Origin of the sequence: Spongiactinospora gelatinilytica (genome assembly GCF_003236385.1) — a bacterium.
Classification (GTDB): Bacteria; Actinomycetota; Actinomycetes; order Streptosporangiales; family Streptosporangiaceae; genus Spongiactinospora; species Spongiactinospora gelatinilytica.
Genome location: NZ_POUA01000440.1, coordinates 1 through 5,778 on the forward strand (window position 1 = coordinate 1; position 5,778 = coordinate 5,778).

At 74.1% G+C, this 5,778-nt stretch carries 7 protein-coding genes; 4 read left to right on the forward strand and 3 right to left on the reverse strand.

Translation table 11 applies throughout. From position 1 onward, the window contains the following. The coding region (gene cobF, locus C1I98_RS34105; protein WP_111171459.1) for a precorrin-6A synthase (deacetylating) at positions 1–478 on the reverse strand (478 nt) is incomplete at its 3' end. A 42-nt stretch (positions 479–520) separates the two neighbouring features. On the opposite strand from cobF, the gene C1I98_RS34110 reads away from it, so the two are divergent. Genes C1I98_RS34110 through C1I98_RS34125 form a run of 4 tightly spaced genes read left to right on the forward strand, consistent with a single transcriptional unit; the run spans position 521 to position 3,580 of the window. Next, the gene (locus C1I98_RS34110; RefSeq protein WP_111171454.1) at positions 521–919 is read left to right on the forward strand and encodes a pyridoxamine 5'-phosphate oxidase family protein; all 399 of its coding nucleotides are present in this window, start codon (positions 521–523) and stop codon (positions 917–919) included. Continuing rightward, the gene (gene cbiE, locus C1I98_RS34115; protein WP_111171455.1) at positions 916–2,121 is read left to right on the forward strand and encodes a precorrin-6y C5,15-methyltransferase (decarboxylating) subunit CbiE; all 1,206 of its coding nucleotides are present in this window, start codon (positions 916–918) and stop codon (positions 2,119–2,121) included. The genes C1I98_RS34110 and cbiE overlap by 4 nt, the downstream gene beginning before the upstream one ends. Continuing rightward, the gene (gene cobM, locus C1I98_RS34120; RefSeq protein ID WP_111171456.1) at positions 2,118–2,870 is read left to right on the forward strand and encodes a precorrin-4 C(11)-methyltransferase; all 753 of its coding nucleotides are present in this window, start codon (positions 2,118–2,120) and stop codon (positions 2,868–2,870) included. The genes cbiE and cobM overlap by 4 nt, the downstream gene beginning before the upstream one ends. Then, on the forward strand, positions 2,858–3,580 hold the full coding sequence (locus tag C1I98_RS34125) for a cobalt-precorrin-6A reductase (protein ID WP_111171457.1): 723 nt from the start codon (positions 2,858–2,860) through the stop codon (positions 3,578–3,580). The genes cobM and C1I98_RS34125 overlap by 13 nt, the downstream gene beginning before the upstream one ends. On the opposite strand, the gene cobJ is transcribed toward C1I98_RS34125, so the two are convergent. Together cobJ and C1I98_RS34135 are read right to left on the reverse strand one after the other, a co-directional pair. Then, complete coding sequence (cobJ, locus tag C1I98_RS34130; protein WP_111171460.1) at positions 3,571–5,052, reverse strand: precorrin-3B C(17)-methyltransferase; 1,482 nt, start codon at positions 5,050–5,052, stop codon at positions 3,571–3,573. The two genes, C1I98_RS34125 and cobJ, sit on opposite strands and share 10 nt — an antisense overlap. Before the next feature lie 5 nt (positions 5,053–5,057). Further along, on the reverse strand, positions 5,058–5,678 hold the full coding sequence (locus tag C1I98_RS34135) for a precorrin-8X methylmutase (protein WP_111171458.1): 621 nt from the start codon (positions 5,676–5,678) through the stop codon (positions 5,058–5,060). Positions 5,679–5,778: the final 100 nt, after the last annotated feature.

The window sequence follows — 5,778 nt, forward strand, 5'->3', positions numbered from 1 at the left end:
CGACCTGGGTGAGCGGGATGCGGTGGCGGGCGGTGAGGGCGGCGATGCTGCTGATGCCCGGGATGACCTCGTAGTCGAAGGCGACATGGCCCCGCTCAAGGATCTCCTCGACGATGGCGAGGGTGCTGTCGTACACACCAGGATCGCCCCACACCAGGATCGCGCCGGTCTCGCCCTCGCCCAGGTGGTCGGCGATCAGGGACTCCAGGGCCTGGGAGCGGCGGGAGCGCCAGTCCTCGACGGCCTCGGTGTAGGCGGGAGTGGTGCGGTCGCGTTCGGGGTCGCGGGTCTCGGCGATCCGGTACGGCTGGCGGCCGTGCTCGGCGATCATGTCCAGCCGCAGCCGGATCAGGTCGTGCTTGACCTCGCCCTTGTCCACGATGAAGAACACGTCCGTCGCGGCGATGGCCTTGACCGCCTGGAGGGTGAGATGGTCGGGGTCGCCCGCCCCGATGCCGATCACGAGTAGCCGCTTCACCCGACAGAGTCTGCCAGAAGGCCATTTACCACCACATATACGATGAGCGCCGTGGACCTGGTCACGATGGGCGATGAGTTCGCCGAGTTCTGGCAGGAGCGGCACCTTTGCACGCTCTCCACCGTCCGTCCGGACGGCGAGCCGCCGCATGTCGTGCCGGTGGGGGTGACCCTCGACCTGCCCACCGGGATCGCCCGCGTGATCACCTCGGGGGCTTCGCGCAAGGCTCGCCTGATCGGGTCCGAAGGCGCGGCGGTGGCGCTGTGCCAGGTGGACGGCCGGCGCTGGTCCACCCTGGAGGGGCGGGCCGTGGTGCGGACCGAGTCGGACGAGATCGCCGACGCCGTACGCCGCTACGCCGAGCGCTACCGCCAGCCCAGGGAGAACCCGGCGCGGGTCGTGATAGAGGTCCAGGTGACCCGCGTACTGGGCAACATGTGATCACCGTCGTCGGCATCGGCGCGGACGGCTGGGACGGGCTGCCCGCCGCCTCGCGCCGCGCGGTGGAGGCCGCCGACGTGCTGGTGGGCGGCCCGCGGCACCTGGAACTCGTGCCGGTCAACGCCGAGCGGGTGGCGTGGCCGTCGCCGCTGCTGCCCGCGTTGCCCGATCTTCTCCACCGATACGCAGGGCGCGCGATATGCGTGCTGGCCAGCGGTGATCCGATGTTCTACGGCATCGGCACGACGCTGGCCAGGCTGGTCGGCGCGGAGAACGTGAGGGTGCTGCCGCAGGTGTCGTCGCTGTCGCTGGCCTGCGCCCGGCTCGGCTGGCCGGTCGAGCAGGTGGAGACGGTGAGCCTGGTCGGCCGTCCGCCCGAGGCGCTGCACGCCGCCGTCGCGCCCGGCCGCCGCCTCGTCGTACTGGGCGCGGACGCCGGTTCCCCGTCCGTGGTCGCCGACCTGCTGACCCGGGCCGGGTACGGGCCGAGCGAGCTGACCGTACTGTCCGATCTGGGCGCGCCCACCGAGGACGTACGACGGGCCACCGCCGGCACCTGGACCGGCCCGGCCCCCTCCCCGCTGAACGTGATCGCCGTCGCGTGCGCCGCCGCGCCGGGCACCGAGCCGCTGCCCGCGACCCCCGGCCTGCCCGACACCGCCTTCGAGCACGACGGGCAGCTCACCAAACGCGAGGTCCGCGGGGTCACTTTGTCCAGGCTCGCCCCGCAACACGGCGAACTCCTGTGGGACGTCGGCGCGGGCGCGGGCAGCATCGCCATCGAGTGGCTGCGGGTCCACCCGACCTGCGCGGCCGTGGCGGTGGAGAGCCGGGCGAACCGGGCCGACGCCATACGGCGCAACGCCGACCGGCTCGGCGTACCGTCCCTGCGGATCGTGACCGGCCGCGCCCCGGACGCCCTGACCGGCCTGCCCACGCCCGACGCGGTGTTCGTCGGCGGCGGCGCGACCGCGCCCGGCCTGCTGGAACGTTGCTGGTCGGCGCTGCGCCCCGGCGGGCGGCTGGTCGCGAACGCGGTCACGCTGGAGACGGAGGCCGTCGTGGCGGCGTGGTACGGCAGGCTCGGCGGCGACCTGGTGCGGCTGGCCTTGCAGCGGGCCGCGCCGGTGGGCGGGTTCACCGGCTGGCGCGCGGCCATGCCGGTCACCATCTGGTCGGTGACCAAGGGGGACGCGGAATGACCGTCTACTTCATCGGGGCCGGTCCGGGCGCGGCCGACCTGATCACGCTGCGCGGCCTGCGCCGCCTGGAAGGCTGCCCGGTGTGCCTGTACGCGGGCTCGCTGGTCCCGGTGGAACTGCTGGACGCCTGCCCGCCCGGGGCCAAGCTGGTGGACACCGCGAACCTGACGCTGGACGAGATCGCGGCCGAGTTCGTCGCCGCCCACCGCGACGGCCTGGACGTGGCCCGGCTGCACTCCGGCGACCCGTCGGTGTTCAGCGCGGTGGCCGAGCAGATGCGCAGGCTGGAGGCGTACGGCGTGCCGTACGAGGTGGTGCCGGGCGTACCGGCGTTCGCGGCGGCGGCAGCGGCGCTGGGCAGGGAGCTGACCGTGCCCGGCGTCGGGCAGACGGTCATCCTGACCCGTACCGCCGCCCGCGCGACCCCGATGCCCGAAGGCGAGGACCTGCCCACGCTCGCCGCCAGCCGGTCCACGATGGTGCTGCACCTGGCCGTGCAGCGGATCGACGCCGTGGTCGCCGACCTGCTGCCCGGCTACGGCCCCGACTGCCCGGTGGCGGTGGTGGCCCGCGCGAGCAGGGACGACGAGGAGATCGTGCGCGGCACGCTGGCCGACATCGCGGCCAAGGTCCGGGACGCCGGGATCAGGCGGACCGCGGTGATCATCGTCGGCCGGGTGCTGGGGGCGGCGGAGTTCCCCGACAGCCATCTCTACAGCGTGGCCAGGGACCGGGCATGCGGGTCCTGATCCTGGGCGGTACGGCGGAGGCCCGCGCGCTCGCCGCCGAACTCCACCCCCAGGCGCATGTGGTGACCTCGCTGGCCGGGCGGGTGACCAACCCGAGGCTGCCGGTGGGGGAGGTACGCGAGGGCGGGTTCGGCGGGCCGGACGGGCTGGCCGCCTGGCTGGCGGCCGAGCGGATCGATCTGCTGGTGGACGCCACCCACCCGTTCGCGGCACGGATGACCGCCTCGGCGGTCGCGGCCTCGGCCGCCACAGGGGTGCCGCTGCTGATCCTGCGCCGACCGGGCTGGACCGAAGGGCCTGGTGACACCTGGTCGCGGGCCGGGTCCCTGGAGGAGGCCGCCGCGCTGGTCCGTGAGAGGGCGCGGGTGTTCCTCACCACGGGACGGCGCAGCCTGCCGGTGTTCGCCGCGCTGCCCGGCCGGTGGTTCCTGGCCAGGTCCGTCGATCCGCCCGAGCCGCCGGTGCCCGCCAACGTCCGCGTACTGCTGGACCGCGGGCCGTACACCGTGGCGGGCGAGACCGCGCTGATCCGCGAACACCGGCTGGACGTGCTGGTCACCAAGGACAGCGGCGGGCCGATGACCACCGCCAAACTGGTCGCGGCCCGGGAGACCGGGCTGCCGGTGATCATGGTGAACCGGCCGCCGGTGCCGCAGGGCGTGCTGCTGGCCGAGTCGGTGGCGGAGGCCGTGGCCTGGGTTCAGGGGTAGCGGCGGGGGGTGTAGACCACGCCGTCCCCGGTGACCCGGGTCGTGGAGGAGCCGATGATCAGCAGGCAGCGCATGTCCACCACGGCCGGGTCCAGGTCGCCGAGCGTGGTGACGGTGACGCTCTCCTGCGGGCCGCCGACGTCCCGGCCGATCACCACGGGCGTCTGCGGCGCGCGGTGTTCCAGCAGCAGGTCACGGGCGGCGGCGACCTGCCAGGTACGGCTGCGCGAGGCCGGGTTGTAGATCGCCAGCACCAGATCGGCCGCGGCGGCGGCGGTGATCCGGCGGGCCACCACCTCCCACGGCTTGAGCAGGTCCGACAGGGACAGTACGCAGAAGTCGTGCCCGAGCGGCGCGCCCGCCCGGCTGGCCACGGCCTGGGCGGCGGTCAGGCCGGGCACCACCCTGACCGGTACGCCGGGAAAGTCCCCCGCCGCCTCCAGCACCGCGCTGGCCATCGCGAACACGCCGGGATCGCCCGACGAGACCACCGCCACTCGTGCCCCGGAAGCGGCGAGCTCCAGGGCGTGCCGGGCGCGTTCGGCCTCCACGCGGTTGTCGGTACGGTGGCGGCGCTGGCGCGGGTTCGGGGCCACCCGGTCCACATAAGGCCCATATCCCACGATGTCGGTGGCCGCCGCCAGCGCCTCCTGCGCCTCGGGCGTGAGCCAGTCCCGCCCGGCCGGGCCGAGCCCGACCACGGCCACCTCGCCGGGGCCTTCGTTTTGCGGCGTTTCGGGCACGAACGTGCGCGCGGCGGCGGGACTCGGCAGCAGCGCCAGCGCGAAGTACGGCACGCCGTCCGGATCGACGTCCTTGAGCGGCGCGACCCGCTGGCCGCCCATGGTGGCCCGCTCGACGTACCAGGCGTCGTCCAGCCGGCCGGTCTCCGCCAGGGCGTCCCTGACCTTGGTGAACGTCCTGCCCAGCTTGAGCACGGCGGCCGGGTCGGGACCGCCGAGCCGTTCGGCCAGGGTCTCGGCGGGCAGCGTGCCGGGCAACACGGTCAGCACCTCGTCGCGCTCCACCAGCGGACGCCCCAGCACGGCGGACGCCGCGCTGACCGACGTGACGCCGGGCACGACCTCGGTCGGGTAGCGGTGCGCGAGCCGCTTGTGCAGGTGCATGTAGGAGCCGTAGAACATCGGGTCGCCCTCGGCCAGCACGACCACCGTACGGCCCGCGTCCAGGTGGGCGGCCAGGCGCTGCGCGCAGTCGGCGTAGAAGTCGTCCAGCGCGCCCTGGTACCCGCCGGGGTGGTCGGTGGTCTCCGTGGTCAGCGGGTAGAGCAGCAGCTCCTCGACCTGGCCTTCGCGCAGGTACGGCAGCGCGATCGAACGGGCGATGCTGCGGCCGTGCCGGGCCGCGTGGTACGCGATCACGTCGGCCTCGCCGATCAGCCTGGCCGCTTTGACGGTGATCAGCTCGGGGTCCCCGGGGCCGAGCCCGACCCCGTACAGACGTCCGGTCAACCCGCTCACTCCTTCTCGCCGGCGATGGCGTTGATCGCCGCCGCGGTCATCGCGCTGCCGCCGCGGCGGCCGTGTACCACCAGGTGGTCCAGGTCGCTCTCGGCCAGCGCGCGCTTGGACTCGGCCGCGCCGATGAAGCCGACCGGGATGCCGAGCACGGCGGCGGGCCTGCCCGCGCCCTCGGCGACGAGTTCGAGCAGCCGGAACAGGGCGGTCGGCGCGTTGCCGATGGCCACCACCGAACCTCGCAGGCGGTCCCGCCACAGTTCGAGGGCGGCGGCGCTGCGGGTGGTGCCGAGCTCGTCGGCGAGCGCGGGCACGGCGGGGTCGGCGAGGGTGCAGATAACGTCGTTGGCGGCGGGGAGCCTGCTCCTGGTCACGCCGGAGGCGACCATCCGCGCGTCGCACAGCACGGGCGCGCCCTGCTGTAGTGCCCTGCGGGCCTTCGTCACCACCTCGGGGGACCAGGCCAGGTCGGTGACCAGGTCGGTCATGCCGCAGGCGTGGATCATCCGTACCGCCACCTGGGCGATCTCGGGCGGGACGCCGGTGAGGTCGGTCTCGGCGCGGATGGTCGCGAACGAACGTCGGTAGATCTCGGCTCCGTCGCGCAGGTAGTCGGTCACGGGGTCCTCTCGTGGTAGCCGGCCGGGGTGGCGGTCATCTGGACGACCCGGCCGCGGGGGAGTCCGCACCGGCGTTCACAGCCGGACCAGTGGACGGGGG

What these genes read in the sequence shown, in the direction of transcription:
- C1I98_RS34110 (WP_111171454.1), top strand. Translation starts at nt 521, where the DNA reads ATGAGCGCCGTGGACCTGGTCACGATGGGCGATGAGTTCGCCGAGTTC.
- cobM (WP_111171456.1), top strand. Translation starts at nt 2,118, where the DNA reads ATGACCGTCTACTTCATCGGGGCCGGTCCGGGCGCGGCCGACCTGATC.
- C1I98_RS34125 (WP_111171457.1), top strand. Translation starts at nt 2,858, where the DNA reads ATGCGGGTCCTGATCCTGGGCGGTACGGCGGAGGCCCGCGCGCTCGCC.